General features: G+C 63.4%; 30 protein-coding genes and 1 tRNA gene. 16 read left to right on the plus strand and 15 right to left on the minus strand.

Annotated elements, in window-relative coordinates:
- Positions 1 to 2 precede the first annotated feature (2 nt).
- Complete coding sequence (locus AUR64_RS09615; RefSeq protein WP_058581688.1) at positions 3 to 617, plus strand: HD domain-containing protein; 615 nt, start codon at positions 3 to 5, stop codon at positions 615 to 617.
- A 50-nt stretch (positions 618 to 667) separates the two neighbouring features.
- Here AUR64_RS09615 and kynU read toward each other — a convergent pair whose 3' ends face one another.
- Positions 668 to 1,945 (minus strand): kynureninase, encoded by a 1,278-nt coding sequence (kynU, locus tag AUR64_RS09620; protein WP_058581689.1) that lies wholly within the window; start codon positions 1,943 to 1,945, stop codon positions 668 to 670.
- Between the two features lie 173 nt (positions 1,946 to 2,118).
- Between kynU and AUR64_RS09625 the strand changes: the two genes are divergently transcribed.
- The 3 genes from AUR64_RS09625 to AUR64_RS09635 all read left to right on the plus strand — a co-directional run bounded on the left by AUR64_RS09625 (position 2,119) and on the right by AUR64_RS09635 (position 4,942).
- Positions 2,119 to 3,144 (plus strand): AIR synthase family protein, encoded by a 1,026-nt coding sequence (locus AUR64_RS09625; RefSeq protein ID WP_058581690.1) that lies wholly within the window; start codon positions 2,119 to 2,121, stop codon positions 3,142 to 3,144.
- A 115-nt stretch (positions 3,145 to 3,259) separates the two neighbouring features.
- Positions 3,260 to 4,450, plus strand: a complete 1,191-nt coding sequence (locus tag AUR64_RS09630; protein ID WP_058581691.1) for an MFS transporter — start codon at positions 3,260 to 3,262, stop codon at positions 4,448 to 4,450.
- A 108-nt stretch (positions 4,451 to 4,558) separates the two neighbouring features.
- Positions 4,559 to 4,942, plus strand: coding sequence for a hypothetical protein (locus AUR64_RS09635; protein WP_058581885.1), 384 nt, complete (start codon positions 4,559 to 4,561; stop codon positions 4,940 to 4,942).
- Between the two features lie 40 nt (positions 4,943 to 4,982).
- Here AUR64_RS09635 and AUR64_RS09640 read toward each other — a convergent pair whose 3' ends face one another.
- The 3 genes from AUR64_RS09640 to AUR64_RS21035 form a co-directional block, all read right to left on the minus strand.
- Positions 4,983 to 5,360 (minus strand): VOC family protein, encoded by a 378-nt coding sequence (locus AUR64_RS09640; protein WP_058581692.1) that lies wholly within the window; start codon positions 5,358 to 5,360, stop codon positions 4,983 to 4,985.
- Between the two features lie 67 nt (positions 5,361 to 5,427).
- Positions 5,428 to 6,426 (minus strand): alpha/beta hydrolase, encoded by a 999-nt coding sequence (locus AUR64_RS09645; protein ID WP_058581693.1) that lies wholly within the window; start codon positions 6,424 to 6,426, stop codon positions 5,428 to 5,430.
- 91 nt (positions 6,427 to 6,517) lie between these two features.
- Positions 6,518 to 6,919: a hypothetical protein gene (locus AUR64_RS21035; RefSeq protein WP_205628389.1), complete on the minus strand. Its 402-nt coding sequence runs from the start codon at positions 6,917 to 6,919 to the stop codon at positions 6,518 to 6,520.
- Between the two features lie 148 nt (positions 6,920 to 7,067).
- On the opposite strand from AUR64_RS21035, the gene AUR64_RS09655 reads away from it, so the two are divergent.
- Positions 7,068 to 7,301 carry a hypothetical protein gene (locus tag AUR64_RS09655; protein ID WP_058581694.1) on the plus strand — a complete coding sequence of 78 codons (234 nt, stop codon included), beginning with the start codon at positions 7,068 to 7,070 and terminating at the stop codon, positions 7,299 to 7,301.
- Between the two features lie 164 nt (positions 7,302 to 7,465).
- Here AUR64_RS09655 and AUR64_RS09660 read toward each other — a convergent pair.
- Positions 7,466 to 7,540, minus strand: a tRNA-Arg gene (locus tag AUR64_RS09660).
- 97 nt (positions 7,541 to 7,637) lie between these two features.
- Here AUR64_RS09660 and AUR64_RS09665 point away from each other — a divergent pair.
- From AUR64_RS09665 to AUR64_RS09680, 4 genes are all read left to right on the plus strand, one after another.
- Positions 7,638 to 8,489, plus strand: coding sequence for a geranylgeranylglycerol-phosphate geranylgeranyltransferase (locus AUR64_RS09665; RefSeq protein WP_058581695.1), 852 nt, complete (start codon positions 7,638 to 7,640; stop codon positions 8,487 to 8,489).
- A 138-nt stretch (positions 8,490 to 8,627) separates the two neighbouring features.
- Entirely contained in the window at positions 8,628 to 9,230 is a 603-nt protein-coding gene (locus tag AUR64_RS09670) for an RAD55 family ATPase (protein WP_058581696.1), read from the plus strand.
- Positions 9,231 to 9,310: 80 nt separating this feature from the next.
- The gene (locus AUR64_RS09675) at positions 9,311 to 9,733 is read left to right on the plus strand and encodes a CoA-binding protein (protein WP_058581697.1); all 423 of its coding nucleotides are present in this window, start codon (positions 9,311 to 9,313) and stop codon (positions 9,731 to 9,733) included.
- Between the two features lie 93 nt (positions 9,734 to 9,826).
- The gene (locus AUR64_RS09680) at positions 9,827 to 10,126 is read left to right on the plus strand and encodes a hypothetical protein (protein ID WP_058581698.1); all 300 of its coding nucleotides are present in this window, start codon (positions 9,827 to 9,829) and stop codon (positions 10,124 to 10,126) included.
- Between the two features lie 44 nt (positions 10,127 to 10,170).
- Here AUR64_RS09680 and AUR64_RS09685 read toward each other — a convergent pair whose 3' ends face one another.
- The 5 genes from AUR64_RS09685 to AUR64_RS09705 form a co-directional block, all read right to left on the minus strand.
- Positions 10,171 to 10,836 carry a hypothetical protein gene (locus AUR64_RS09685; protein WP_058581699.1) on the minus strand — a complete coding sequence of 222 codons (666 nt, stop codon included), beginning with the start codon at positions 10,834 to 10,836 and terminating at the stop codon, positions 10,171 to 10,173.
- Positions 10,833 to 11,444, minus strand: coding sequence for a hypothetical protein (locus AUR64_RS09690; protein WP_058581700.1), 612 nt, complete (start codon positions 11,442 to 11,444; stop codon positions 10,833 to 10,835). Before AUR64_RS09690 ends, AUR64_RS09685 begins: the two co-directional genes overlap by 4 nt.
- A gap of 176 nt (positions 11,445 to 11,620) precedes the next feature.
- Complete coding sequence (locus AUR64_RS09695) at positions 11,621 to 12,253, minus strand: GAP family protein (RefSeq protein ID WP_058581701.1); 633 nt, start codon at positions 12,251 to 12,253, stop codon at positions 11,621 to 11,623.
- Positions 12,254 to 12,549: 296 nt separating this feature from the next.
- On the minus strand, positions 12,550 to 13,530 hold the full coding sequence (locus tag AUR64_RS09700) for a PLP-dependent cysteine synthase family protein (protein WP_058581702.1): 981 nt from the start codon (positions 13,528 to 13,530) through the stop codon (positions 12,550 to 12,552).
- Positions 13,531 to 13,614: 84 nt separating this feature from the next.
- The gene (locus AUR64_RS09705) at positions 13,615 to 13,995 is read right to left on the minus strand and encodes a DUF5798 family protein (protein ID WP_058581703.1); all 381 of its coding nucleotides are present in this window, start codon (positions 13,993 to 13,995) and stop codon (positions 13,615 to 13,617) included.
- A 182-nt stretch (positions 13,996 to 14,177) separates the two neighbouring features.
- Between AUR64_RS09705 and surE the strand changes: the two genes are divergently transcribed.
- Together surE and AUR64_RS09715 are read left to right on the plus strand one after the other, a co-directional pair.
- Complete coding sequence (gene surE, locus AUR64_RS09710; protein ID WP_058581704.1) at positions 14,178 to 14,966, plus strand: 5'/3'-nucleotidase SurE; 789 nt, start codon at positions 14,178 to 14,180, stop codon at positions 14,964 to 14,966.
- 95 nt (positions 14,967 to 15,061) lie between these two features.
- On the plus strand, positions 15,062 to 15,517 hold the full coding sequence (locus tag AUR64_RS09715) for a VOC family protein (protein ID WP_058581705.1): 456 nt from the start codon (positions 15,062 to 15,064) through the stop codon (positions 15,515 to 15,517).
- 23 nt (positions 15,518 to 15,540) lie between these two features.
- Here AUR64_RS09715 and AUR64_RS09720 read toward each other — a convergent pair whose 3' ends face one another.
- Positions 15,541 to 16,617, minus strand: a complete 1,077-nt coding sequence (locus AUR64_RS09720) for an aminotransferase class I/II-fold pyridoxal phosphate-dependent enzyme (protein ID WP_058581706.1) — start codon at positions 16,615 to 16,617, stop codon at positions 15,541 to 15,543.
- Between the two features lie 134 nt (positions 16,618 to 16,751).
- Here AUR64_RS09720 and AUR64_RS09725 point away from each other — a divergent pair, with 134 nt between their 5' ends.
- The 4 genes from AUR64_RS09725 to AUR64_RS09740 all read left to right on the plus strand — a co-directional run bounded on the left by AUR64_RS09725 (position 16,752) and on the right by AUR64_RS09740 (position 19,542).
- Complete coding sequence (locus AUR64_RS09725; protein ID WP_058581886.1) at positions 16,752 to 17,432, plus strand: carbonic anhydrase; 681 nt, start codon at positions 16,752 to 16,754, stop codon at positions 17,430 to 17,432.
- A 75-nt stretch (positions 17,433 to 17,507) separates the two neighbouring features.
- The gene (locus AUR64_RS09730; RefSeq protein WP_058581707.1) at positions 17,508 to 17,903 is read left to right on the plus strand and encodes a CopG family ribbon-helix-helix protein; all 396 of its coding nucleotides are present in this window, start codon (positions 17,508 to 17,510) and stop codon (positions 17,901 to 17,903) included.
- 137 nt (positions 17,904 to 18,040) lie between these two features.
- Positions 18,041 to 18,484, plus strand: coding sequence for an ester cyclase (locus tag AUR64_RS09735; protein ID WP_058581708.1), 444 nt, complete (start codon positions 18,041 to 18,043; stop codon positions 18,482 to 18,484).
- A gap of 188 nt (positions 18,485 to 18,672) precedes the next feature.
- A complete protein-coding gene (locus tag AUR64_RS09740) occupies positions 18,673 to 19,542 on the plus strand; it encodes an alpha/beta fold hydrolase (RefSeq protein ID WP_058581709.1) in 870 nt (289 codons plus the stop codon).
- 34 nt (positions 19,543 to 19,576) lie between these two features.
- On the opposite strand, the gene AUR64_RS09745 is transcribed toward AUR64_RS09740, so the two are convergent.
- Together AUR64_RS09745 and AUR64_RS09750 are read right to left on the minus strand one after the other, a co-directional pair.
- A complete protein-coding gene (locus AUR64_RS09745; protein ID WP_058581710.1) occupies positions 19,577 to 20,209 on the minus strand; it encodes a class I SAM-dependent methyltransferase in 633 nt (210 codons plus the stop codon).
- Positions 20,210 to 20,900: 691 nt separating this feature from the next.
- A complete protein-coding gene (locus tag AUR64_RS09750; RefSeq protein ID WP_058581711.1) occupies positions 20,901 to 21,608 on the minus strand; it encodes a helix-turn-helix domain-containing protein in 708 nt (235 codons plus the stop codon).
- Between the two features lie 95 nt (positions 21,609 to 21,703).
- Here AUR64_RS09750 and AUR64_RS09755 point away from each other — a divergent pair, with 95 nt between their 5' ends.
- Positions 21,704 to 22,408 (plus strand): SDR family oxidoreductase, encoded by a 705-nt coding sequence (locus tag AUR64_RS09755; RefSeq protein WP_058581712.1) that lies wholly within the window; start codon positions 21,704 to 21,706, stop codon positions 22,406 to 22,408.
- Positions 22,409 to 22,589: 181 nt separating this feature from the next.
- Here AUR64_RS09755 and AUR64_RS09760 read toward each other — a convergent pair whose 3' ends face one another.
- Both AUR64_RS09760 and AUR64_RS09765 read right to left on the minus strand, forming a co-directional pair.
- A complete protein-coding gene (locus AUR64_RS09760) occupies positions 22,590 to 22,907 on the minus strand; it encodes a chorismate mutase (protein ID WP_058581713.1) in 318 nt (105 codons plus the stop codon).
- Positions 22,900 to 23,814, minus strand: a complete 915-nt coding sequence (locus tag AUR64_RS09765; RefSeq protein WP_058581714.1) for a shikimate kinase — start codon at positions 23,812 to 23,814, stop codon at positions 22,900 to 22,902. The genes AUR64_RS09760 and AUR64_RS09765 overlap by 8 nt, the downstream gene beginning before the upstream one ends.
- Between the last annotated feature and the right edge of the window lie 25 nt (positions 23,815 to 23,839).

Here is a 23,839-nt window from a genome sequence, read left to right on the forward strand (position 1 = left end):
CGATGGCCGAGACGATTCGGTACGACGAGAACGCGTTCACCGCGGTCTGCAAGCGACTGCCCGAAGTCGCGCGCATCGGGGACCAAGAGCTGATGCGTGCGACCGCCGTCGCGTTCTTCGAAGGGCACGAAGACTACTTCTGGACCGCGCCCGCGGCGTCGAGTTACGCGCATCACAACCTCTACTGCTGTGGCGAACGCGGCCTGTGGATACACACGAAGATGGTGTTCGCCGCCTACGAGCGTCTCGTCGACTCGTACGTCGAACAAGGGATTCTTACCGAAAGGGAAGCGAACCTCGGCCGCGCGGCGTGCCTCCTCCACGACGTGAAGAAGTACGGCGAATCGTACGAAGAAGGCGACCACGCCGCCCGCGACCACGACGTGCAGGCGGCCGACTGGCTTCGTTCGGAGACGGAGTTGGATTCGCGCGTCGCCGACGCCGTCGAACGACATATGGGACCGTGGTACGACGGTCCCGAACCGGAGACGCCGCTGCAGCAACTCGTTCACCTCGCGGATATGACTGCGTCGACGAAGAACGCCACTGTCGGCGTGTTCCAACCGCACGAGAAGATTCGCTCGCTGTATCCGTCGATTCCGGAAGCGACGCTCTGACTTTGGGTCGCTCCAGCGTTACCGACAACGGTCGTTCTCGTCTCGTCGAACTACGTCACGCCGCCGTCGGGTCGGTCGAACTGTTCGTACGCCTGCTCGTCGAGAATCGCTCGAAGTTCGTCGACTACCTCCCAGACGTCTTCGTGGCTGTTGTACAGCGGTGCGGGGCAGATGCGGACGACGTTCGGCGGGCGGAAGTCGACGACGATGTCTCGCTGTTTGAGCGCGAGGTTCACCCGATACGCTTCGGGGTGTTCGACGGCGACGTGCCCGCCGCGGCGGGCGGCGTCTCTGGGCGTCCCGACCTCGCAGTCGTATCCTGCCGCCGAGAGCGCGTCGACGAGGTCGACGAGATAGTCGGTGAGCGAGACGGATTTCTCGCGGACGGCATCGATACCAGCCTCCTCGAACATCTGTAACGACCCTTCCAACGGCGCGGCGCTGAGCATCGGCACTGTCCCGATTTGCCACGCGCCCGCGTCGGCGGCGGGTGTGAACGTGAGGTTCATGTCGAACTGCGTCTCTTTGTCGTGGCCCCACCACCCGGCGAGTGCGGGCGTTTCGCCGAAGTGTTCGCGGTTGACGTACAGTCCCGCGATGGCCCCCGGCCCGGCGTTCAGATACTTGTAGCCGCACCAGACGGCGAAATCGACGCCGACGCCCGAGAGGTCGTGGTCGACAGCTCCGACGGAGTGTGCGAGGTCGAACCCGGCGAGGATACCGCGCTCGTGTGCTTCCTCGGTCAAACGTTCGATGTCGAGCAGTTGGCCGCTCCGATACAGTACCGACGGCATGAACACGATGCCCGGGTCGTGGGCGTCCATCGCGTCGACGACATCGTCTTCTTCGATAGTTCGCCCGTCTCGACTCTCGACGGCGACGAGATGCTCGTCGGGGTCGTAGCCCCGCTGTCGGAGTTGCGCGCGAATGGCGTAGTGGTCGGTCGGAAAGTCGAGGTCGTTCACCAGCACCGTCGGCGAGTCGACGACGTCGAGAAACGTCCCGAGTAGCGTGTGGATGTTCACCGTCGTCGAGTTGGCGACGACGACTTCCGACTCGTCGGCCCCGACGAGCGGCGCGGTCATCGAGCCGAGTCGTTCGGCGTATGAGAACCACGGTTCGTCGGCGTCGGTCCACCCACGAATCCCGAGTTCGCGCCACTCGTCGACGACGCGGTTCAGCGTTCGTTCGGCGTCTTCGGAGATGGGGCCGAGCGAGTTGCCGTCCATGTAGTGGCCGTCGGGCACCTCGAAGCGGTCGGCGAACTCGGCGAGTGGGTCCTCGCGGTCCAACTCGCGGGCGGCGTTGCGGGGCGGGAACTCGTCCATAGCCGACACTGTGCGGCGGCCGATATAGAAGTGGGCGAAGCGGAACAGAGTGAGTCGAAAGCAGGGCAGACAGGAAGGAGGACGAGTGGAAGACGAGCGAAACGAAAGGGAGAGCGAGTCGAAGCCGAGTCGGAGGACGGCATCGTTTTACTCGCCGCGTTCGCACGCCCGGTATGTCCGACCTCGGGAAAATCGACCCGGAGTTCTTCGACGAGTATCTGTATCCGCGTCTCGGCGCGTCGCGCGACGACGTCGCCCTCGGCCCGAAACACGGCGTCGACTTCGGCATGCTCGACGTCGACGGAACGGCCGTCGTTCTCGCCACCGACCCCGTCTCCGTGCTCCCGGAACTCGGCTTCGAGCGTGCTGGCCAATTTGCGCTGCACATCGTGCTCTCGGACGTTGCGGTGTCGGGTCTCGCGCCGTCACACCTCGCTATCAGTTTCTCGCTGCCTCCCGAGATTTCGGACCGAGAGTTCGCCGAACTCTGGGCCGCCATCGACGACGAAGCAGAACAGTTGGGAATCAGCATCGTCACCGGTCACACCGCCCGATACACGGGGTGCTCGTTCCCGTGGGTCGGCGCGGCGACGGCGCTCGCCGTCGGCGACAACGACGACGTAGTTCGACCCGACGGCGCACGACCCGGCGACAGCGTACTCGTGACGAAGGGTCCAGCGGTGGAGGCGACCGGACTGCTCACGACGTTGTACGGCGACCGGATGGAACTGTCGAAAGAGACGCTCGACGAGGCACAGGCCCGACTCGACGAAACACGAACCGTCCGCGACGCGCGCGCTATCGTCGGCGCGGCGGGGGCGGACGGCGTGACGGCGATGCACGACGCGACGGAGGGCGGCCTTCAGGGCGCACTGTGCGAAGTCGCCGGAAGCGCGGGCGTCCGAATCGACGCCGAACGCGACGCGGTGCCACTGCGACCCGGCGTCGCCGAGACGTGCGAGTATCTCGATATCGAACCGTGGCACGCGACGAGTTCAGGAACGCTCGTCGTGGCCGTCGCGGAGTCCGCCGTCGACGACGTAGTTTCGGCGCTCGAATCTCGGGGGACGCCCGTCGGCATCGCCGGCACCGTCTCGGAGGGCGAGGGCGTGTATCTCGACGGCGAACGGGTCGAACATCCGCGCGTCGACCCCTCGTGGGCGGTGTACGAGGCGTTCGCCGAAGCTGATTCCGAGTGAGCGACGGGAGCGTAACTCCGGCCGTTCGCGGGTGATTCCGGCCGTTCACGAGATACTGTGAACGGTTGCCGCGACACCCATCGTTATGCGTCGCCGACGAATTGGCCGTACCTGAATGGACGTTCGACGCGTCGTCTCGCTCATCTTCGTCTGGCAACTCGCGGCGAGCATCTGCTACTACGCAGTTTTCGCGGCGACGCCCTTCTTCCGCGACCAGTTCGGCCTCTCGGGGACGGCCGTCGGCCTCGTCGTCACGTCGCTGACGCTCGGGTACGCGGTGTTTCTGCTTCCGCTCGGTGCGTTGACCGACCGTCTCGGAGAGCGGCGAACGCTGACGGTCGGACTCTTGGGGCTCTCTGTGGGGGCGTTACTCGTCGCCGGTGCGTGGTCGTACGCGACGCTTCTCGTCGGCGCGTTCCTGCTCGGGTCGCTGTACGGGACGGCCATGCCGGGAACGAACAAGGCCATCTTCGACAGCGTGCCGACGGGCCGACAGAACCTCGCGGTCGGCGTGAAACAAGTCGGTGTGACCGCCGGTAGCGGGGTGAGCGCCCTGCTCGTCACGGGTATCGCCGGCGTACTTTTCTGGGAGGCGGGGTTCTACGTCGCGGCCGCGGGCGGCCTCCTCGTCGCCGTCCTCTTTTGGCTCGCCTATCGCGGCGCTGACACCGACGGCGACGCCGAGTTTCCGAGCTTTCGACGACTGTCCCGTAACCGACCGTACCGCTCGCTCACCGTCGCGGGTGCGTTTCTCGGCGCGGGACTATTCACGACGACCGGGTACACGATTCTCTACGTCGAGGAGTCCGTCGGCGCGTCCGTCGCCTTCGGTGGCCTCGTGCTCGCGGCGCTGCAGGTAGCGGGAAGTGTCGGCCGCGTTATCACGGGATGGCTGAGCGACGCACTCCCCGGCGACCCCCGGCGGCGCATCGCCACGATTCTACTCGCACAGGCCGTTGCGAGTGCTGCGCTGTTCGTCGTTGTCGCGTTCGTCGAGACGAGAATCGCCGCGACGGTGGCGTTCGTCGTCCTCGGCTTCTTCGTCCTCGGCTTTACCGGCGTCTACTACTCCTGTATGGCGACGGTCGTCTCCGCCGAGGAGATGGGTGGGGCGACCGGCGGCGGACAGTTGGCGCTTACTTCTGGGGCACTCGTCGCACCGCCGGTGTTCGGCTACCTCTCGGACACGTTCAGTTACCGGGTGAGTTGGCTCATGCTCGCAGCGCTGGCGCTCGCGGCGACGGTGTTCGTCGTCCAGGTCATCCGGGCCGACCCACCGGCCGACGTCACCGCTGCGGCGGACTGACGGTCTGTCCTGTCGATGCGGACCGATATTTCGTCCGTTGCGTGCAACCACCCAGCCACCTCGTCGCTCGTGACAAACGCTATCACACTCGGGTGCGACAGACGGCCGATGCCGTATCTCGCGCTCGATACCACGTACGCGCCGACCGTCGACGAGCGACGCGCCTGCACCGAGTCGTTGACCGAACTGTACACCGAGAAGATGGAGACGACTGCCGGCCACGTCGCCGTCGCCGTCAGAGCACACCCGCAGGAGTCGATGTCGTTGGGGCGCGCCGTCGATGGCCCGATAGCGGTGTTGAACGCCGACGTGCGTCGCGGGCGACCCTTCGAGCAGCGTCGGGCGTTCGGTCTCGCTGTCGTCGATTGGCTGGAGGCGGCCTGGAACTTCCCACGTCCGAACGTGAAGGTGGTGTTCACCGAACACGAGGGACACGACCTGATGGGGGCCGACCGAGTCGGCGGCGAGTGGTCGCCCGAAGAAGAGTCCTGAGTTCTGAGTTCTGAGCCGAGAGTCCTGTCGAGTCCGGCGCTCAGACGCGTTCGACGAGTTCGACCACGTAGCCGTCGGGGTCTTCGACGAAGGCGACGCGACGGTTTATCTGTTCCATCGTCGTCGGCGCTTCGACGACCGGCGGGTCGCTGTGGTCGACGAGGCGTTCGAACGTCGCGTCGGTGCTGTCGACGCCGACGGCGAGGTGGTCGAAACCGCCGCCGGGTCCCGCCGGACCGCCGTCGTGTGGGTCGAACTTGAACTGGAACTCGCCGTGTTCGCCGCCGACGTAGACGTTTCGGACGCCGTCGCTCGTGAACTCCCAGTTGTGGTCGAGGCCCATACCGTCGACGTAGAAGTCGAGCGTCGCGTCGATGTCCGACACCCAAATCGCCGTGTGGATAACGTCGCTTCTCACGGAACTGAGGTCTACGTGGGTCGCATAAACTGTGTCGGTGCGAGAGTGTCTCTCTCACTTTTTCTGTCTACTCGTCGAGTGCGCCGAGTTGGCCGCGGATGTCGTCGGCGACGGTCGTCATCGCCTCCTCGGCGGCGTCTACGTCGTCGGTCAGGCTGAGAAAGCCGTGAACCATCCCGGGGTAGTGACGATGTTCGACGGCGACGCCTTCGTCCGCGAGTCGGTCCGCGTAGGCGACGCCCTCGTCACGTAGCGGGTCGTAGCCGGCGGTGACCACCGTCGCCGGCGGCAGGTCCGAAAGGTCGGCGGCCAGAATCGGCGCGGCGAAGGGGTTGTACGCGTCGACCGGACTGCGGAGGTACTGCTCCCAGAACCAGCGAACGTCCCGCGTCGAGAGCAGATACCCCTCGGCGTTCTCGGTGTAGGAGTCGCGGTCGAACGCCCGCGAAATCATCGGATACAGAAGCGTCTGGTGGCTGATGGTCGGTCCGTCCATCTCGCGGGCGCGAAGCGCGGTGACAGCGGCGAGATTGCCGCCGGCGCTGGTTCCGGCGACGCCGAGGCGCGTCGGGTCGCCGTCGAATGCGCTCGCGTGGTCGGCGACCCACTCGACGGTCGCGTAGGCGTCGTCGACGGCCGTCGGAAACGGATGCTCGGGTGCGAGACGGTAGTCGACGGAGACGACGAGACAGTTCGCTCGACGGGCGAACTCCCGACAGACGCCGTCGATGGAGTCCAAAGTACCGAGCGTCCACCCGCCGCCGTGGTAGTAGACGAGCGTCGGAAACGGACCGTCGCCTGCGGGTCGGTAGACACGAACCGGAATCTCGTCTGGAGCGGCGGTGGCGTCGGCGAAGTCGACGGAGACGTCCGAGGTCTCGAACGCGAGGTCTCGGACGTACTCGATACCGTCGTCGTCGGGTTCACCGTCGGGGGTAAACAGGTCGTCTTCGACTCGGCGGGCGCAGTCGACCGACATGGCGTGCCACTCGGGGACGCCCAGCCGTCGAATCTCGTCGACGACGGCTTCGACCTGCGGGTCGAGGGCGTCTCGTCTCTCGGACATACGTCGCGCTCACAGGCGGCGCTCTTAGTCGTCGGGGTATCCGAACGCTGGACCGTAGTATCTCACCGCGAAAAAGCCGAAACAGGGAGCGTTACCGGCTCGGAAGACCGCGCTGCGCCGAGGCCGCGATGATGAACACCGCGAACAGGGCAACGACGAGCCACTGGCCGGTCTGTGACGACAAGGCGCCGGCGACGACCCCTAAGAGGTCGAGTCCGACGGCTTGTCCCAGTGCGAACAGGAGCAACACGAAGCCGATGATTGCGAGACCGCTGCGAAGTGCAGCCTCGGCGAACCACGACGACATGCGCTCGAACGCACCCGGGCGCTCCGTCCGTCGCTCGGCGGTCGCTGACGCGTGAGCGTCGGCCGACTCGTTGGCGTTCGCCTGATTGTTGGCGTTCGCCTGATTGTCGGCGGCTGCTCGGTTGTCGGCGGTACCTGACTGACGGCCGTTGTTTCGTCCGTCTCCGCTATTTCGTGCTTGGGGCATGTTGTGTTCCCCGGTCGGTGAAGACACCGGGAGGGCAATAGTATGCACAACTTAACGGAGTCTCAGCGACGCTGTAGTGTCACTCGAACGAGAAGACAGCAGGCTATCGAAAGAGCTACACCGACGCTCTCGGAGTCGAAGACGACAGATGACCACCTCCGACCCGACGGAGACACTTGCGGCGGCCTCGGGTTTTCGCCCTGTCGACGCCCCGTACGTCGGCGCAGCGCTGTGGCTCCTCGGTACGTTACTCGCCGGCTACGCCGGTTACGAACTGCTCGTCAATCAGCTCCGGTACCCGACGCTGTGGGGCGTTTCGCTGGGACTACTCGTGTTCTCAGTCGTCGTCTTGGGACAGCATCTGCTTCGGACGCGGTACTGAACTGGGGTCCGCGGAGATTGGTCTTGCTCTGTGAGGCCTACTGAAGTAAAACGGTGGACAGGCGCTGCAGGATTGCGAACCTCGGTCGCTCACCTTCGTTCGCTCCCTGCTTCAAATCCTTCGCGGTAGATGGTTCTCCGCTCACGGTGTTCGCGGAAGAATCATGGGCGCTGCAGGATTTGAACCCACGGCAACTTGGTCCGAAGCCAAGCACTCTGTCCAGACTGAGCTAAGCGCCCTTCACGTTATCCGAATACGGCGTACCGTTTAAATGCCGTGGTTTGCCGCCGCACTCACTTCGCGCGATTTATCATCGCCGATGCAACAGTGCCAGCTATGTCTCTCGGCGAGCGCCTCCGCGGTTTGCTCGACCTCACTCGGCCGGGCAACACCATCGCGGCCGCGTTACTCACGGCGACGGGTGTGTTCGTCGCCGCGCCGGATGCGATTCTCGGCGGGCAGCGAGAGGCGGTTGCGGCTATCGCAGCGACGGCGTGTGCGACCGCTGCGGGCAACGCGGTCAACGACTACTTCGACCACGAAATCGACCGCATCAACCGCCCCGACAGAGCGATTCCGCGCGGTGCCGTCTCGCCTCGCGGCGCACTCGCGTTCAGTATCGCGCTGTTTCTCTCCGCCGTCGTCGCCGCCGCGGCGTTGCCGCTCGTCGCCATCGCCATCGCGGTGACGAACCTTCTGGCGCTCGTCGCGTACACGAAACTGTTCAAAGGGCTCCCCGGCGTCGGCAACGCCGTCGTCGCGTATCTGACCGGCAGCACGTTCCTCTTCGGCGCCGCCGCCGTCGGATGGGTGAGCGACGCCGCCGTGCTGTTCGTCCTCGCCGCCGTGGCGACGTTCACCCGCGAAATCGTCAAAGACGTCGAGGATATCGACGGCGACAGAGAACAGGGACTTCGAACCCTCCCTATCGTCGTCGGCGAGCGACGGGCGCTGTGGGTCGGCGTCGTAGCGATGGCGCTTGCGATTCTCGCCAGTCCCGTCCCATACATTTTCGGAACGCTCGGCGTGGTGTACCTGCTGTTGGTCGTCCCGGCCGATGCACTCATGCTCGGGGCTGCCTTCCAGTCGTTCGAGAACCCGAGCCGCGGGCAACGACGACTGAAACTCGGGATGTTTCTGGCCGCCGGCGCGTTCATCGTCGGCCGGGCGACGGGAGCGCTCGTCTGACCCGATGGCCGGTGCGTCCCAATCAAAAAGAATAATATCGGCACACCATATGGTCACATCACCCTATGACTCCGGGTGAGGCGCTGCGCCCTGCTGGCGGCAATCTCCGACCGGAAATCTCGGTGGTGAGCGACGCGGATGTATGACCTCTCGCCCGCGCTCGACGAAGCCGTCGACCCCGGAACGAATCTGCTCGTCACCGGACCGCCACTCACGGGAAAGCGCGCGCTCACTCTGGATATTCTCGCCTCCGGCACCGAGAACGGTGACGGAAGCATCTTCGTAACCACCAAAGATAGCGCCACGCGCGTTCTCGACGAGTTCGACGACCGAAGCGTCTACGAGGACCGCCCCGTCGCCGTCGTCGACTGCGTCACCCGCCAGCGCGGCGTCGGCGACGCCCGCGACGACAACCGCGTGAAGTACACCTCCTCGCCCGTCGATATGACGGGTATCGGTATCAAGCTCTCCGAGTTCCTCCAGACGTTCTACGCCGACCAGCGCGTCGAACGAAACCGCATCGGCGTCCACTCGCTGTCGACGCTGTTGATGTACTCGAACCTCCAGACGGTGTTTCGGTTCCTCCACGTGTTCACCGGACGGATTCAGAGCGTCGATGGACTGGGCCTGTTCTGTATCGACTCGACGGTCCACGACGACCGGACGCTGAACACGCTCAAACAGCTGTTCGACGGCATCATCACCACGAGCGAGGACGCGCCGCCGACGGTTCGGCTCTGATTCGGTTCTCACGCGAATCCAAACCCATCCGATTCCCACCCCCGCCAAGGCTTTTGCTCGCAGACGGCCACCGTTTAGCTATGCCCATCACCGACGACGAGGGACTGCGGAGACTGCTCGCACACGACACCGTCGCGGTCGTCGGCTGTTCGACGACGCCCGGGAAAGCCGCCCACGACATCCCGGCGTATCTCCACGACCACGGCTACGATGTGATTCCGGTCAACCCCTACGCCGACGAGGTTCTCGGCCGGAAGGCGTACGACTCGGTCGGAGACGTCGAGGAAGATATCGACCTCGTGGACGTGTTCCGCCCGAGCGAGGAAGTCGCCGGTATCGTCGACGAAGTTGTCGCCAGAAAGCGAGAACGAGGCGACGTGAAAGCCATCTGGCTACAACTCGGTATCGAAGACGACGACGCGGCAACGCGCGCGGAGGCGGCGGACCTCGAAATCACGCAGGACCGCTGCATGAAGGTCGAACACGGGAGACTGATGGACTGAAAGTCGGTCGCCCTCCGCTATGTCGAAACACGACACGCATCGACCAACAGCGAAACACCGTACTCTTCTTGCCAGCGCTCGGTAGCGACACGTATGAGACCCTTCCAGTCGCTGCCCGACCGGGCGCTGACCGACGCCGAACTGCAGGCACTCCGCGAGAGCGACGCCATCACCGAGGCGGCTCCGATGGCGCTCGTCGCACAGGAACCCGGAATCAGACTGCTCGCGCTCCAGTACGAGGAGACGCTGTACGGACTCGGCTACGACCCCGAGGAGGGGTGGACCGTCGTCACCGAACGGGGAGCCGACGACCCGAAAGACCTCGAAGCGGTGCGCGACATCCTCCGCGGGTGGGCCGACGGCGTCTACCGGGACGCGACGCACGTCGACTGACCGTCACCGACCACCTGCTCCGTCGACTGACCGTCCGCAACCACCTACTCCGCCGACCGCAGTTCGAGGCGTTCGACCAACTCGTCGCTCACACCCGTCAGGTGGGCGGTGCCGAAGACGCCGACGAGCACGCCGCCGAGCGTGTTGTAGAACAGGTCCAACACGGTGTCGTCGAGGCCGTACTGAGTGAGGATGGTCCCGCCGCCGAGGAGAGCGCCGACGACGGAGATATAGAACTCCAACAGTTCCCAGAGCACACCGAACGCCATGACGAACATCAACAGGTAGACGAACAGGAACCGAGAGGGCATGCTGATAGCGTCGGTGTACTCGTCGAACGCTCGGAGTGTCGCGTAGGCGGCACCGGCGACGAGCGACGACGAGAGCGCGTGGGTCATGTGGTCCCACCACCACGTCGCGCCGTAGGGGCTGAGAAAGTCCAGCGCCGGGAGCGGAACCGTCCCGAAGGCGTGTAGGAACATGGCGACGGTAATCCAGAGCACGAGGGCGATATCCATCGTGAAGTCGTACCGCCGGTTGAGCATCGCCGGGAGGAACGTCACCAGAAGTCCAACACCCGCGTTGACGGTGATTCCGGAGTGGCCCAACCAGAGGCCCAACGCGAAGATGAGCGCCATGAACACCTGAAGTATTCGGACGAGAACCCCTTGGTTCCGCGTCGACAGGTGGAGACGAGTTCGGACGCTCATGCGACATCACCGTGAGACTCCGCGACGGTCCCATCGGTCGGGTCGGTTCCGAGTCGCCGCCGGAACGTCCACCTGAAGGCGAGTCCGGTGCCGACGCCCCCGAGTACTGCGGCGGTGAAAATCGTCATCAACTGGTCGTTCGAGTCGACGAACGCTGTGCCGAACACGGCCGCTGACGCTGCCGACCCGACAGCCCAGAGGCCGGTGACCGCCAGCGTAGCGATAGTGACGAACACGATAGCGAACGAAGGCGTCATCCGAAGCGTCGTCGTCATCTGCAACGCGACGACGCCGAGCAGTGCGAGTGCGGCGAGGCCGACGCCGACGAGAACATCGGCGACGAAGTCGAGTCCGAACAGACCCAGTGCCTGCGGAAGCGACGCGAGGAACACCAACGGCCACGGCATCGCGTGCCTCCACGAGCGCTCGACGACTGCGGGCACCACCGCGACTGCGACCGCCGCCCCCGCTATCGCCGCCTGTGCGAACAGTTCCTGCAGAACGCTTCCGACGACGGTCAGCGTGAGGAGTCCGACGAGCACCCACGTGAGTATCGCGTTCACTCGTGTGTTCCGCACGAACCAGTCCGACTGTAATTGTTGACTCATCGATAATCGGCCCCCCAGAGCTCGGGGGGTGCGCGTTCTCTCCCCGGAGTCTGTGTGGTTGTTGCTCCCTACGTCAGGCTTAAGAATCAAAGATTTGTCACGTGTTCGAGACAGTCAGCGTCCCGTGTCGGTCGGTGGCGACGTTCGTGTCTGGTCTCGGGAGTGTCGACAACCACTCATCCGAACAGATTGTTCAGGGTCAACCCGACGAACAGCAGAATGACCGCCTCCGAGACCAGCCACGAGTTGTCGTTCATCCAGTCGCGGACCTTCGGGAGTGCGGTCTCGGCCCGCTTGCCGAGGGCAAGAACGCTAAGCGACGGCAGCGCCAAAAACAGGAGCGTGACCGCGACGAACCCCGACGCGTCCGTCACCGGTGCGTCGTTCGCCGCGAGGTAGGTACCGACCGTCACGGAGGTGATGATGTCGGTTGGGAAGACGCCCAAGAGGAGGAATCCGAGTTTCAGCGAGAACCGCGGCGTCGCCGTCGACAACGTACCCATCCACTTCGGCGGTTCCGACACGTTGCGCGTGCGGTAGGTGTCGAAGGCGACGTACACCAAAAGAACGAGGACGGCGGCGTTGAGAACGGTCTGCGCTCTCGTCCCCAGAAGGCTGCCGCCGCTACTGACGTTGCTCCCGAGGAAGTAGGCGACAACCACGATGAGGCTAATCGAGAGCGACGCGCCGAAGACGAACGCCGCCGAATTGCGTCGCCACTGCTCGCTCGTTGCGAGAAAGATTGCGCTGAGAATCTGTGGGCCCGCCACCATCACCACGGCGAGCGGAAGAACAGTCGCGAGACTCATCGGAGGGCCTCGTATTCGTTCAGGTCAGTACTCCGTCTACAGCGCTGTTCGTCGTGGGGCCGCTCGATATCACACATTGCCATCTCCCGTGCGGAAACAGGCTGAACGCTCCGTCTCCGTCGGAGGGTCAGTCCTGTCACAACTGAGAAATTAATCGTTCAGCAAGAGAATCAATCTTCTCAACGACCATTGAGCCGGTATGTCACGCGCCGCGATAAGTGGTCGGACGACTACAATCGAGCATGTCTGCACTGCGACGACAGTGTGTCTCTGTGTGAGACGCGACGCCTCGAAGACTACCCTTCCCACTCCTCGAACGACCCGTAGACGCCTTTCGAGAGGTATCGCTCGCTGGAGTCGGCGAAGACGGTTACGACCGAGTTGTAGGGGGCGTCGATTTCGCCCGACTGGATGCCTTCGGCGACGTCGCGGGCGACGAGGCTGTTGGCGGCCGCACTGGAGGCGACGAGGTGGCCTTCTTCGGCGGCGAGTCGCTGCATCTCGGCGTGGGTGTCTCGGTCGGGGACGGCGACCACGTCGTCGACGAGTTCCGGGTCGAACAGTTCGTTCGTGCTCGTGTCGTGTGTTCCGATGCCTTCGGTTTTGTACTCGCCTTCCTCGGCGGGTTTGCCTTTGAGTGTCCGGTAGAGCGAACCCTGTGGTTCGACGGCGACGACGTAGGTGTCGGGGTGTAGTTCGCGGCCGTAACGGGCCATCCCCATGAGCGTGCCCGCGGTGCCGCATCCGGCGACGATAGCGCCGACTTCGTCGTCGAGGGCGTCGTAAATCTCGGGGCCGGTCGTCTCGTAGTGCGCCTCGGCGTTGAGGGGGTTCGAGAACTGTTGGGGGACGACGGCGTCGTCGAGTTCCTCGGCGAGTTCGTGGGCGCGGTCGATAGCGCGGCCCATCCCGTCCTCGCTCGGGGTGTTGACGACTTCCGCGCCGAGTGCGCGCATCAACTGCTGTTTCTCGACGCTGAACCGTTCTGGAACGACGAAAACGGCGTTCAACTCCAGTTGCCCGGCGGCGACGGCGATGCCGATTCCGGTGTTGCCCGCGGTCGGTTCGATGACCGTCCCGCCGGGGGAGACGTCGCCGCGTTCGAGCATCCGTTCGAGCATGTACTTACCGATGCGGTCTTTGATGCTCGCGCCGGGGTTGAACGACTCCAGTTTGGCGTAGACGGGAACCTCGTCGGGAGCGGCGTGCACCGAGACCAGCGGCGTCTCGCCGATGGCGTCCAGCACCGAATCGAGTGGAGCGGCGTGGGTGGTCATGCGCTGGCAAAAGTTGCCCCCGAACCTTAGTGTTGTTATCGCCAGCGACCTGTCGGCGAGTCCGCCGCGAAATCGAGCGTGACGCTACGCGCTGTCGGTCGTCGTCGACGCACCGTTCTCTTGGGCGGTTGCGTCTTCGGCGACGTCCGTCGACGTGGCGTCTGCCGACGTGGTGTCGCTCGACCCCTCGGACACTCCCTCGGTGTCGGCGGCATCTTCGGCTTCGGCGATGTGTGCTTCCGCGGTCACGGCGTCGACGTCGACGCCCTGTGCGTCGGCGACGGCTTCGAGAATCGCGCGCTGTTCGGCCACCTCGGTTTCGAGGCTGCCGACCCGGTCTTTCGTCTCGGCGACGGTGTCCTGTGTGGCTTGTACCTGTTCGCGGACTTCGTTGAGGCGTTTGTAGACGTCTTCGGCCATATCCGCGACTTTCTGCAGCGTTCGTGCCGTACTTCCGAGTCCCATAGACGGGTCATACGTCCGCAACTTTGTGTGCGTTCCGACTCGCGTCGTTCCGTGTGAACCTCGACTGCCGGCCGTCAGCCCCGGCGGGTGGCAGCCTCCGCGGGTGGCGACCGGTGGGTGGTAGCCTCGTACGCGACGGCCGCGAGCGGAGCGCTTTTTGGACCCCCGCGTGAGTGTTCGACATGGATAGGCCTCGCATCCTCTTGACGAACGACGACGGCATCGAGAGCGTCGGGTTCGTCGCGCTGTACGACGCGCTCTCGGAAGTCGCCGACGTGACCGCCGTCGCCCCCGCCGACGACCAGAGCGCGGTCGGTCGGAAGATGTCCCACAGCGTCGACGTGACCGAACACGAACTTGGCTACGCCATCGAAGGCACGCCCGCCGACTGCACCGTCGTCGGTCTGGAAGCGCTCTGTCCGGACGCCGACATGGTCGTCGCTGGCTGTAACAAGGGCGCGAACCTCGGCGCGTACGTGCTCGGTCGCTCCGGCACCGTCAGCGCCGCCGTCGAGGCCGCCTTCTTCGACGTACCGGCTATCGCCGTCTCGCTGTACATCCCCGCGGGCGACGTACCGTGGCAGGAGGCGGCGACCGAACCCGGCGATTTCCGCGAAGCCACCGAGGCCACGACCTACCTCGTCGAGAACGCGCCCGATGCGGGCGTCTTCGAGCAAGCGGAGTATCTGAACGTCAACGCTCCGCTGCCGGGTGACGACCCCGCACCGATGGAGGTGACTCGGCCGTCGACGATGTACGAGATGACCGCCGACCACGACAGCGAGAACGGCCACATCACGCTCACCGACAACGTCTGGACGCGGATGCGAAACGACGACATTCCGGACCCCGACGGCACCGACCGCCGCGCCATCGTCGACGGAAAAGTGAGCGTCTCGCCGCTGACCGCCCCGCACACCACCGAGCGACACGAGTCGCTCGACGGACTGGCGATGTCGTATCGGGGGTAGTTTCTCGGGTCATCTCAGCTCATCCGACCCAGCCGAGACACGGAGTAGCATACCTCCGGCGTCGTTATCCTCGTACCCGGATTACTGGTGTTCGTATGGAGACCGACCACGAGATTTACCCGATGCCGCTGTTCTGTCAGTTAGCCGTCTCCGACCTCGATTCCTCGACAGCGTGGTACGAGGCGCTCGGTTTCGCCGAAATCTACTCGATGCCGGCGATGGCACACCTCCGATATCGAAAGTACGCCGACGTGATGCTCGTCACCGACGAAGCGAGGTTCGCTGAGGGACAGAACCGAAAGGAGCGACGAGGCGGTGGCGTCTCGATATATCTCACCGTCGAAACCGAGTCTGTCGACGACGTGGCGAACCGGGCGAGAGAGTACGGTGCGAACGTCGTTCGAGGACCGTCCGAGACTGGGTGGAACACGCGCGAACTGGTCGTCTCGGACCCCGACGGCTACGAACTGGTGTTCTCCGAACCGGTCGACACCGAGAAATCCTTCGAGGAAGTCGTCGGCGCGGAAGACGACGCGAATCCGGAGCGGTGAGGTAATCTTCCAGCCCCCTCGAACTACTCGCCGCGAACGGCGTCGATATGACGACCGATGCGTTCGAGGCCGTCTTCCAACTCCTCGGTGTGCAGGCCGAACCCGAGACGGAACCGGTCGGGGTAGCCGAACACCTCACCCGGTGCGAGCGTGACGCTTTCGGCGTCGTACACCGACCGACAGAACTCCTTGCCCGAGTCGAATCCCTCAGGTACTGTCGGGAACGCGTTGACGCCGACCGGTTCGAACCAATCGAGGTCATAGTCGTCGACGAATTCGGCCACCCGGTCGCGGTTCGCTTTCGCGTGGGCGCGGTTCTCGCGGAGGATTTCGTCTTCTTGCTCGCCGAGCGCCTGTTTTGCGATATGTTGGCCGAGCATCGGCGGTGAGATGGTCGTGTAATCCTTCCACTTGCGGACCTCGTCGGCGAGTTCGGGGTGGGCGACGACCCAGCCGAGTCGTGCACCCGCGAGGCCGTAGGATTTCGAGACGCCCGCAGCCGAAATCGCCCGCGGACCGAGCGCCGCGGCGGGCGGGTGGGGGTCGTCGGCGAGCATCCGATAGACCTCGTCGACGAGCAGGTAGGCGTCGTTGTCGGCCGCGAGGTCGTACAGCGCCCGCATCGTCTCCGGCCCGAGATACTTGCCGGTCGGGTTGCTCGGGTTCGTCAGCACGACGAGACGCGTCTCCGCTCGCATCGCGTCGGCGACGGCGTCCACCGAGAGGTCCCACGCCGGCGGTTCGGTTCGAACCTCGGTGACCGACCCGACCGACTCGGGGACGCTCTTCAGCGACTGGTACGTCGGCGAGACGACGACGGCGTGGTCGCCCTCCTCTAAGAGCGCCATGAACGTCAGGAAATCGGCTTCCTGCGTGCCGCAGGTGAGGACGACTTCGTCGGCGCTGCGGTCGTATCGCTCGGCGATGTCGGCGCGGAACTGCGGGTCGCCGTCTGTCGGGATGACGTAGCCGAGTTCGCCCACATCGAGGTCGAATCGGTCGGCCGGCAGACTTCGGACGCCACTTTCTGCGAGCATCAAATCGGCGTTCGGTTCGTACTCGTCGAGCCAACGCTCCAACTCGAACGGCGGAAGGTCCATGCAGTGAGCGACGGGGACGAAGAGGTTACGTGTTCTGATGGTGCTACAGAGAGATGGAACGAAGATTCGACGAACGAACCGGCAACAGTTGCCCGATATCCGGGAATCTTCGAGCAGTCTGTCGTACGGCCAGTATGAACGACACACTCACCGACCTGCTACAGCGAAACGCCGAACACGCCGACGCGTTCGAGAACCGCTTCGACGACGTCCAAGACGCCCAACACCCCGACGCGGTCACCGTCTGCTGTTCGGACTCCCGCGTGCTGCAGGACCACATCTGGGGCAACGAGAAGCCGGGTCACATCTTCACGTGCAGCAACATCGGCAACCGCGTCGTCCAGCGAACCGACGCCGGCGACGTCGTCTCCGGCGACGTGCTCTACCCGATTGCGCACACTGGAACCGAACTCGCCGTCGTCGTCGGCCACACCGGGTGCGGCGCGGTGACGGCGACGTACGACGCGTTGACCGACGGCGTCTCCGACGCCCCCGGAATCGAGCACTGTCTCGACCTGTTGAAGCCGCGTCTGGAAGCGGGCGTCGAGGCGCTCCCCGACGACGTCGGCCGGGCGGGCGCGATAAACCGACTCGTCGAGTACAACGTCGACAGACAGGTCGAAGCCCTCCGAGAGAGCGACGACGTGCCCGACGCCGTCGACGTCGTCGGCGTCGTCTACGACTTCCAAGACGTTTACTCGGACCGTCGCGGCGAAGTCCACGTCGTCAACGTCGGCGGTGAGACGGACGTCGAGACGCTGCGCGAGCAGCATCCGGAGGTTGCGTCGCGCATCGACCGACTCTGGGAGTACTGAGCGGGTCGCTTTCGGTAACACGACGAAGCGATTCGACGCGGTAGCTTTCTTGCGCCGTGGCCACACAGCACGGGTATGCGAACCAGCTTCAGCATCCCCGACGATGTCGTCGAGGAGTTCGACCGGGTGTGGCACGAACAGGAGCTCGAAAGTCGGTCTCGGGCGGTCAGAGAGGCGATGCTGGAGTACATCGAGGCGCACTCCCGACTGGAGGAGACGACGGGCGACGTCGTCGCGCTCGTCGCCTTCGACTACCGCCACCACGAGGTCATCGGCGAGTTACACGCCGTCCAGCACGAGTATCAGGACGTCATTCTCAACACGAGCCACACCCACCAAGGCGAGTGGTGTCTCGAATCGCTGTTCTGCCGCGGGGCCGCCGAGCGCGTCCGTGAACTCACGTACCGACTCCGGGACTTCGACGGCGTGCGGCGAGTGAAGCTGATGGTCATCCGCGACAGCGTCGAGTGAGCGGTGCTCGAAGCGAGAGCATCTCCCCGTGAAACGTGATAACTGATATACATACACACGACGTACAGAACCCGACGTTCACTGCCGCTCGGACGGGTGGAGACGCCGGGTAGAGTGACCGTGAACGGGAGTTCGTCATGGAAACCAGCAGCATCGAAGCGAACAAGGAACTCGTCCGCCGCGAATCAGCCGAAATTCTGGAGAAGGACAACTTCGACTTCTTGGACGAGGTGTACGCCGACGACATCACCGTTCGGATGGTGAGAGCAGGCTCCGAAGACCCCGTCGTCGGGAGAGAAAATATAAAGACCGTCTACGAGGAGTGGAAAACCGCGTTTCCCGACCTCACCGCCGAAATAAACGCCGAAGCCGCCGAAGGTGACGTCGTGATGCATCATCTGACTCTCCGAGGGACGCACGAGGGACCGTTCAGAGGTGTCGACCCGACCGGAAACGAGATTCAGGTCAACGGATTTCACCTCCGACGAATTCACGACGGGAAAATCGTCGAGACGGCGTCGATGGTGGAGATGAGTGAACTACTGCGACAGATTGGCGTCGACCTGCCAATCGAAGGGTGAGTGGCGGTCGGGGAGCGACAGAAGAGATTCATCACGTCGTTTGCGCGAACCGGTGTGAATCGCCGTGGTTTCGTCACTGTCACCGGAACACTCGAACTCGACGGCGTCTACGAGTAGTTCGGACGGAGTCGACAGTTCGTCGTCAGGTCCGCTACCCTCATTCTCTCACGTGCCGTATCTACAGGGATATGCCGACCGCTCGAACCAACGATATCGAGACGTACTACGTCGCGCGGGGAGACGGCCCGCCGGTCGTGTTCGTCCACGGGATGATTATGTCCACGACCATGTGGGAGTCACAGATGAATGCCCTCAGCGACGCGTTCACCACCATCGCCTACGACGTCCGCGGGCACGGGCGGACCGGCGGTTCCGAGCGGGAGACGTACTCCATCGGTCTCTTCGCGGACGACCTCGAAACGCTCTTAGACGCACTGAACATCGACCGAGCGGTCGTCTGCGGCCTCTCCATGGGCGGTGCTGTCGCGCAGGCGTTCGCCGCCGCCCACTCCGAACGAGTCGCCGGACTCGTCCTCGCGGACACGTTCCCCGCCGGTCCGCTGCCGCTCACCGGTCGACTCGCAATGGCGAACATCCGATTTCTCGCCCGGTTGGACCGTTTTGTCGGCTACAAAACGCTGAACCGGTGGCAACTGAAAGTCGGCAACCTGCTTCTGCCCGGTGTCTCCGGCGACGAGGAGACGGTCCAACGCCTCGTCGACGATGGTCCGACCATCCCGCACGGCGAGTTCGTCAAGATAGCCGACGCGACGGCCGGATTCCAGCACGTGGACCTCGACCTCTCGGTGGTCACCGTACCGACGCTCGTCCTCCACGGAGAGCATCTCCCGACGGCCAACGAGGAAACGACAGAGCGACTGGTCTCCTCGCTCGAAGACCCGGACACCGTCGTCCGCGTCGTCCCCGAGAGCGGACACGCCTCCAACCTCGACAACCCCGAGTTCTTCACGTCGGTACTTCGGGAGTTCCTCGTCGAACGGGTGTACCCTCAAGTGGTTGGGGACGGTGACTCCGCGAGCGTCGAGGGGTCGGCTTGAAACGTCGAGTCGGTCTCCCGTGATTCTCCTTGCTCTATTTCGTCCCGCGTGATAGAAGAACTGGCCACTCACTCGTCCGAGTAGCGACGAGAACGCCCACGGAGCCACTGACAATTTCCACGTCGGTGAGCGTGTAGCCTGCATCGGCGAGCAGGTTCGCAACAGTCCCCATCTGCGGGAGTGTCTCGTACTCGCCACGAGACTCCGGTGGCCCGAAGAACATCTTGTCGGCGACGACGAGGTGGCGGGGATTCAGCGACGAGATGCCCTCGATTGCGGCCCGCAACTCCTCCTCACCGCCCTCGTCGTACGCCATGTAGAGCGCGTAACTCGCAACGACGACATCTACCGCCTCGTCCACGTTCGGGTCTCGAAACGACCCGTAGTCAAACGAGACGTTTTCGACGCCTCTCTCCTCCGCTTTCTGTCGAGCGTACCGAAGCCACTCGTCGTCGATGTCGCGCCCGAGGACGCGTTCGCACTTCGATGCGAGTTCGAGCGCGACGATTCCGGTTCCGGTCCCCACATCGACCACCGTATCGTCGCGTCCGATTGGTGCGTGTTCGACGATATACGTCACGCACGTCTGGTAGGCTTCGTCCGCCGCGCTATCTTCGTCGTAATTCATCGGCGTATAACCGTGAGAGCCGTTTTCCGCGTCGTTCATAGCTGCTCAGCCGTAGCGCTGGTGAAAGGATAAGGGTTCCAAGAGTTATCGCTGACAGGTCTGTGGCGGAGAAACGTAGGTGGCCGGGCGTCAAGAGCTAACAGCTACCGGGTGCTTTGCTACCGACTCTCTCGTTGCTCGGCCTCGTTTAGTTTGATGACTGAACTCACACGCTCACGTGTACTTTCCGTAGTTTCGGAATTTAGTCTGTCTGTTCTGTTGAGGACGATGAGTGTCGGGTGCTTGTCGCTTGAGTCCCCGAGTTCTAAACTGGCAGTGGCAATTTGATTACTGGATTGTGTCCTCGTTCATCGACCACGGAACGAAAGACCAACTGCTGGAAAGAGAGTTAACTACCCAACCAGCAATACATCCTCTGAAGCGCTCAAATTAGGCTATCTGCTTTCGCGCTGCTCTACCTTGTTCAACTCGACAAAATCTACCATACAAGGCGTTGCAGAAAAGCCGACACTCCTTCCAATTTCGGCTGTCACACAGTCCCGAACGACTCCATCGAAATCCTCAGATTGCGATAGGGTTCAGCATGCGTGCTGAATGGGGTGCGTGAATCGGTTACTGACTGGTCGGAATCCAGTGACGTGTCGGAGTGAGAGAAACAGAGCGCAACTTGGTCGAGAGACTGAACCGGAAAAGAGCCATCTTACGAAGCTCAGATTCGTCTGGTCAGGTTCTACGACAAGTCGAGTACTTTTGCTTCTGCTTTGTGCAAATGTTCGTGGAACGTAGAGGTCGTAATACTCAACTCTTCAGCCAATTCTCCCGCTGTGCTGGCCTTTGGGTGCTGGTAGTAGCCTCGGTTCCGTGCCAGTTGAAAGATTTCCCGCTGCCGATGCGAGAGACGGTCAAGGGGAAGTGAATTCGAGCCCTCCGCACGGCTGGCACTGGTAATCGACTCCACGGTGATCGTTGCGTCTCGTTCGTCTCGAATCTCATCGAGTAGTGATTGAATCGTCTCACGACGGGCGTTCGAAAGGACTGTCCAGTGCTCGGTCTCTCCAAAGGCATCAACTGGGGCACCATATACGAACCCACGAGCGGTGAACGCATCGCTGATCTGTGTCTTTCCGTCGTGTTCGATTAACAGGTCACGGGTTGTATTGGCAGGTGTCGGAGAGTGCCCGTTCCGATACCCGTGGGCCATCTCCGAAACTGAATACACTGCTGGATGAGCTCGAACCAACGACAGGCCCTCCTCGATAGCGTCCTGTTCGTCGCCGTAGACAGTGTAGTGCGTGCTTGCTCTGCCACCCTCACGAGTGTAGATTGCGTATCCCAAGAACCCAACGTCAACCTGCGTCGTCACGTCCAGCACCCAACAGCCGGGATGCCAGACATCTAACGTGAGTCGCAGTGTCTCCGCAGACTCGGTCGCGCTCATAGTCGTACCTAGCGGTCACCGATAAAAAAACGAGATGGGTTGGCACCTGCTATAGCAGGTTACTTGCCTATTTCGTTGGCGTGGATGTACGAAGTATGAGCGAACAAAAGGTCGCTGTGGTGACTGCTGCCGGAAGCGGAATCGGCGAGGCATGCGCACGGAAACTGAGCGAGAATGGCTACACTCCGGTTCTCCTTTCGCGGTCAGGAAGCGCAGTCGACGTGGCTAAAGATCTCGGTGGAGATGGCTTCGAGGGCTCCGTCACGAATCCAGACGATTTAGCAGCCCTCGTCGAGACGACCCACGAACGTTACGGGCGTATCGATGCGGTGGTGAACAATACTGGCCATCCGGCATCTGGCGACTTGCTCGATATCTCCGACGAGGAGTGGCATGAGGGTCTCGATCTCGTGCTGTTGAACACGGTTCGGATGGCGCGACTCGTCACGCCCATCATGGAAGAACGGGGTGGTGGGGCGTTCGTGAACATCTCGACGTTCTCGGCGTTCGAGCCGTCGGCTACGTTTCCGGTCTCGTCGGTGCTTCGAGCTGGGCTCGGAAGCTTCACCAAACTCTACGCCGACCAGTACGCAGCGAGCGGCATCCGGATGAATACTGTGCAGCCGGGATTCGTCGATAGTTACGAGGTTGACGACGAGACACGAGCGCGAATCCCGATGGGGCGACCAGCACGAACGGAAGAAATCGCGGACGCAGTCGCGTATCTGCTCTCCGCAGAGTCGAGTTACATCACTGGGCAGAACATCCGCGTCGATGGCGGCCTTACAGAGTCCGTCTAACCTAAAGGTACGATTTCCCATCTACCGCTTGTACTTCCCGATGAACTCCGCCTCTGTATGCAGCAGATTCTTGTTGTCAGATACGGGTGAGAACCTTGAACCCGAATCGAAAAAACAGCTATCGGAAGAACATCTTTGAGACTAAGCGTCCCTCATACGGCTTGTATTGCTGTATTTCGAGCTATCGACTCTCTCGTTGCTCCACCTTGTTCAACTCGATGAGCAACCGGAAAATCGCCTTCACCAAGTTGGCGTCGACCTCGAACTTTTCGGCGTTCAGGCCCGCCCGTTCCATCACCTTGTCCTCTTGGGCTTCGTCGGTCGTCGGCAGGTCCCGTTCGCTTTTTACCTGCGCGATGGTGTCGGCGACGTAGGTTCGTCGCGCGATGAGTTCGACGAGTTCGCGGTCGATATCCTCTATCTCCTCGCGGAGTTCGTCGAGGCTCATCTCGTCGGGTCGCGGTCGTTGCTCCTCCGTGTCTGTGAGGTCGTCAGTCATGGATGTGTGCTCCGTTAGTTCGCGTCTCTGTCGAAAACGTCGTTCCCGCTCTCTCGTCCCACTGTTCCCGAACGCGTTCGAGCGCCTCGGCGTCGCCGACGGCGACGACGCTCGGTCCGGTCCCCGACAGCGAGACGCCGGTGGCGTCGGGCAGCGCCTCTATCGCTGGGTCCGTCGAAAAGCCGAGCGCCGCCGAGAAGGCGAAGCCGTTGACGGTCATCGCCTCGGCGTAACGCCCCGCGAGTGCGAGGTCGGCCACCGTCTCGGCGACGGAGGCGATGCGGGTGCAGCGGTCGGTGTCGGCATCGGCGCTGTAGGCGCGCTCCGGCGGCGTCCAGACGAGAACGTTCCAGTCGACTTCGTCGCGGGCCAGCAGCGCGTCCTCGCGGTTGTCGGTGACGGTGACGCCGCCGAGCATGCTCGCGGAGGCGTCGTCGAACGCCCCGGTCACCGTCACGCCCGCGTCGCGGGCGGCTTCGACGCCGATTCGGCAGGCGTCGAGTCGCGTGACTGCCGAGTCGTTGGCGTCGGTAGCGTCACGTCGAGTGCCGGCGCCCTCACTCTCGTCGTCGACCACGTCGACACCGAGCGCCGACAGCGTCGCCAACACGGTGGCGTTGGCGGCGGCGCTGGAACTCTTGAGGCCGGCGGCCATCGGCACGTCGCTCTCGGTGCGGACGGTGCCACCCTCGCCGTTTCCAAATCTCTCGACGACGCGTTCGACACAGCGTTCGACGAGTCGTGTGTCGGCGTCGGGGTCTTCGGCGACCTCGCCGCGGACGACGCCGGAGTCGTCGAGTTCGACGGACGCACGCGTCTCGGCGTCGATGGCGAACGCCGACCCGACGCCGGTGGCGAGTGCGTTCAGAACGGTTCCCGCACCGAGTGCGGACGCGCGGCCGTGCATAGCGGGAGGCGGCGACGCGCCACAT

It is taken from the genome of Haloprofundus marisrubri (assembly GCF_001469955.1).
In the GTDB taxonomy this organism is placed as follows: domain Archaea; phylum Halobacteriota; class Halobacteria; order Halobacteriales; family Haloferacaceae; genus Haloprofundus; species Haloprofundus marisrubri.